The organism is Streptomyces sp. NPDC043876, assembly GCF_056435825.1.
The window spans coordinates 1-4,832 of record NZ_JBWKDV010000049.1 but is presented as its reverse complement, the minus strand read 5'-3'; the positions used below and the strand labels follow the sequence as shown (position 1 = coordinate 4,832).

Genomic DNA, 4,832 nt, shown 5'->3' with positions numbered 1-4,832 from the left:
GACACCAGATAGTGAGCCAGCCGGTTCGCCCGCACATCCAGCTCCGCGAACGACACCCCCACACCATCAGCCACCACCGCCACCGCATCCGGCGAACGCACCACCTGCGCCTCGAACAACCCCACCACTGACACACCCGACACCTCAGTGGCGGTGTCATTCCACCCCGACAGAACCGTCCGCAACTCCTCCGAACCCAGCACGTCCACACCGGTCAACGGCACGTCGGAGCCGCTCTCCAGCACCGACTCCAGCAGAGCAACCACACTCTCCGTCGCCGTCTGAACCAAACCGGCCACCACATCCGGATCGATGGGCGCCAGCGCATCCACCGCCAGCCCGAAGCCGTCCCCGTCGTCATCAACAGCCACCGACAACGGGAAGTTCGTGTGAGCCCGCGCGTAGATCATCCGGAACCCCGCAGCCTCACCACCCAGCCCCTCATCAGAAGGGGCCGTGTTGTGCCGGTAGTTGAGGATCGATGTGAACAGCGGCCTGTCACCCGCCACCCCACTGGCCCGCTGTGCCAAAGCCAACGGCGCATGCTCATGCTCCAGCAACCCCGCGAGCTGATCACGCATCGCCGTGACCGACTCCAGCACACCCAGCTCATCGGTACGCATACGGACCGGAAGCGTGTTGATGAACGGACCCGGGATCCGGTCCGAGCCCGTGCCCGCGTTCATCCGGCCGAACAACACCGTCCCGAACACCACATCAGCACGACCGCTCACCGCCGCGACCACCCGCGACCATGCCACGTGCATCACCGTCGCCGGACTCGTGCCCAACCGCCGCGCAACCCCCCGCAGGCGACCGTTCAATCCGTCCGCCAATCGCACACGCCGCTGGACCGCACCCGCACCGTCACCCCGGACATCTACCAGTCCGAACGGTGCCGTCGGCTCGCTCACATCACCCAACAGCGCAGCGAAATGGTCCTCATGCTCAACACGCGCCACCCCACCCCGTGCCTGCGCCACAAAATTGCGGAACGGCAACGGCACCGCCAACTCATCGGTCCGCCCGCCGAGGATTTCCTGAACCTCATCCAGGAGCACCTCCAACGCCGTGTGATCAAGAACCATGTGGTGCATCCGCAGAAGCACCAGCCACCGATCCGATCCCGTCCCGGCAGCCACATGCGCATCGATCAGGGGCGCCCGCCCCAGATCCATGGACAAGCCACCGGCCGCTAGCAGCTGATCGGCCAAGTCACCGCCCCGAGGGTCCAGAGACATTTCCCGGACCGGGAGTTCTGCTCGCCGCCAGACGACCTGGACCGGTTCGCGCAGGCCTTCCCACACGATCGACGTACGCAGGATGTCGTGGCGGTCCACCACCTGCTGGAGCGCTCCCAGGAACCCGTCCAGCAACGCACGGGAGTCGAATTCCAGGACCGAGGGAATCACATAGGTGTCATCACCGCCCTCGGCCAGCAGGTGGTGGAAGAGCAGTCCCTCCTGCAGTGGAGCGAGCGGATAGATGTCGGCCACGTTCGCAGCGCGGCCATCCACCGACGCCACGATCCCATCGATCTCGTCAGCACTCAGCTCGACCAGTGGCAGCATCCGCTGCGTGATCTCCACCGCGTCCGCGGGAATCAGGTTCTCCGGAACGACCACCTGCTCCCCGCCCACTGCCGAGGCAGCAAGCCCCGCCGGCGTCGGCGACTGGAACAGTGCCCGCACAGACACCGAGACTCCACGCTCACGCAGCCCCTCCACCAGCCGGATCGCCAGCAGCGAATGACCGCCCAGAGCGAAGAAGTCGTCATCGACACCGACACCGTCCATACCCAGTACGTCGGCGAAGACCGCGCACAGGACCTCCTCGCGGGCATCGGCCGGCCCGCGGCCAGAACCCGACACATATTCCGGGGCCGGCAGTGCCTTGCGGTCCAGCTTCCCGTTCACCGAGAGCGGCAGCGCGTCCAGCACCACCACAGCCGACGGAACCATGTAGGCCGGCAGTCGCTCGCCGACGAAGTCCCGAACCGAGAGAGCGAGCTCACCCATACCGTCGGCCGCGACCACGTAGGCGATCAGACGCTTGTCCCCCGGCACGTCCTCACGCGCCACCACCGCGGCCTGCGCAACGCCGGGATGCGCCGCCACCACGGACTGGACCTCACCCAGCTCGATCCGGAAACCACGGACCTTCACCTGCTCATCGCTGCGTCCCGCGAAGACCAGCCGTCCATCCGCCGTCCAGCGGGCCTGGTCGCCGGTGCGGTAGAACCTCTCGCCCGGATCGCCGAAGGGGTTGGCAACGAACCGCTCCGCTGTGAGGCCCGGACGCCCCAGATACCCCCGCGCAAGCCCCGCACCCGCGACGTACAGTTCGCCTGCCACACCCACCGGCACCGGGCGGAGCCGCTCGTCCAGTACGAATACCCGCGTATTGACGACGGGCGTTCCGATCGCCACCTCGGCTGCCTGGGGGTCACACCGCCACACCGTCGCATCCACGGTCGTCTCCGCCGGACCGTAGGCGTTGAACATCGCCCGGTCCCGTGCCCAGTGCGCCATCACCTCGGGCGGGCAGGCCTCGCCCGCCACGACCAGCACCATGTCGGTACTGATCGATGACATGTCCATCCCCGGCAGCACCGCCGGCGGCAACGTCACATGCGTCACCCGCTGCTCGGTCAGGTATCCCGCCAGCGCGCTGCCGAGGCGTCGTTGCTGCGGGATCACCACCAGTGCGGCACCGGACAGCAGCGCCATGAACAGTTCCCAGCAGAAGGCATCGAAACTGAGCGAGGCGAACTGCCCCACACGACTGGACGGACCGACGCCGAGATTCCGGGCATGGCCCGCCACCATGCTGGCCACGCCCACATGCGACACGAGCACCCCCTTCGGGCGTCCGGTCGAACCCGAGGTGTAGATCACGTACGCCGGATGCTGCGGCATCGCCCCCGCGCGAGGGGGCACGCTCGCGTCCAGGGCAGCCAGCGCCGGGTCGTGCACCAGTAGCTGTGTGACATTCGCCGGAACCACACCCATGGTCCCGTGCGAGGCGAGCACCACCACCGGCGCCGCGTCCTCGACCATGTGGGCGATCCGGTCCGCCGGATATTCAGGGTCGAGGGGCAGGTACGCCCCACCGGCCTTCAGCACGCCGAGAACCGCGACCACCGCCTCGACGCCGCGCTCCAGGCACACGCCCACCAGAGACTCGGGCCCTACGCCGATGGCCATCAGATGCCGGGCCAGCTTGTTCGCCCGCTGGTCCAGTTCCTGGTACGACATCTCGATGCCGGGTGCGACAAGTGCGGTTGCCTTCGGCGCCTGCTCGACCTGGGCTTCGAACAGGTCCGCGACCGTGGTCGGCTCGATGTCGAGTGCTGTGTCGTTCCAGTCGGTGAGCATCCGTCGACGTTCGCCGTCGTCGAGTACGTCCACGGCAACCAGCGGCAGATCCGCGTCGCCGCTCAGCGCCTCTTCCAGAGCCACCACGAGGCTGGTGGTGGTGGCATGCATCAGACGGCCAATCGCCTGGGGATCGAGGGGGGACACTGCGTCGACTGCGAGGGCAAGCCCGTCACCGTTGTCATCAACCGACAGGGAGAGCGGGTAGTTGGTGCGCTCCTGCGCCAGGAGAATTCTGACGCCGGCCAGGTCCTCGCCCGGGCGAGGACCGGTGTTGTGCCGGTAGTTGAACAGTGCGGTGAACAGTGGGAGATCGCCCGTGACACCGCTGGCCTGCTGAGCCAGGGCCAGCGGCGCGTGCTCGTGCTCAAGAAGTTCCGCAAGCTGATCCCGCATGCCGGACACCGCCGCCAGCGCACCCACCTCACCCACACGGACCCGCACGGGCAATGTGTTCATGAACGGACCCAGCACCCGGTCCGAACCATCACCGGCATTCATCCGGCCGAACAGCACCGTCCCGAACACCACATCGTCACGGCCGCTGACCGCACCCAGGACCCGAGCCCAGGCCACATGCAGAACAGTCGCCGCGCTCACACCCAGCCGCCGCGATACCTCACGCAGACGCCCCGTCACCTCGGGAGCGAACCCCAACAGTGCCTGCGCCGCATTCGTACCGTCACCACGCACATCAACGAGACCGAACGGCGCCGTCGGCTCGGTCACATCACCCAGCAGCCCGGCGAAGTAACCCTCATGCTCCGCACGTGTCACCCCTCCACGCGCCTGCGCCACAGAATTGCGGAACGGCAGCGGTACCGGAAGCACCTCACCGCTGCCTGCCATGAAGGCGGCGATCTCCTCGAAGAGCACCTCCACCGCCGTGTGGTCCTGCACGATGTGGTGCACCCGCACCAGCCCGAGCCAGCGTTCACTGCCGGGCTCAGCCGGCGTGATGTGCAGGCTGATCAGCGGCGCCCGGCCCAGATCCATGGACGCCCCACCGGCGGCAACCAACGAGGCCACCGGGTCCGCGTCCTGCGGGTCCAGTGCCACTTCGGTCACCGGGAGGACCGCGTGGCGCCGCACCACCTGAACCGGCTCCCGCAGGCCCTGCCACACGATGGCCGTGCGGAGGACATCGTGCCGGTCGATGACCTGCTGCAACGCGCTGGTGAAACCATTCAACCGATCCCGGGAGTCGAACTCGGCCACCATCCGGAGCACGTACGCATCCGCACCACCATCAGCCATCAGATGATGAAGGAGCAGACCCTCCTGGAGGGGGGCGAGGGGGTAGATGTCGGCGATGTTCGCCGCACCGCCTTCGACAGTCGCGGTGATCCGTTCGATGTCTTCCCCGGACAGCTCGACCAGCGGGAGCATGCCCGGCGTGATCTCCAGCGCGCCGGCAGGGATCAGGTTCGGCGGGACCTCCACCTGGACGCCCGC

The 4,832-nt window shown here is 67.6% G+C and carries 1 protein-coding gene; it reads right to left on the bottom strand.

Annotated elements, in window-relative coordinates; genetic code table 11:
• On the bottom strand, positions 1-4,832 hold a 4,832-nt coding region (locus AC0693_RS38620; protein ID WP_478804607.1), incomplete at both ends, for a non-ribosomal peptide synthetase.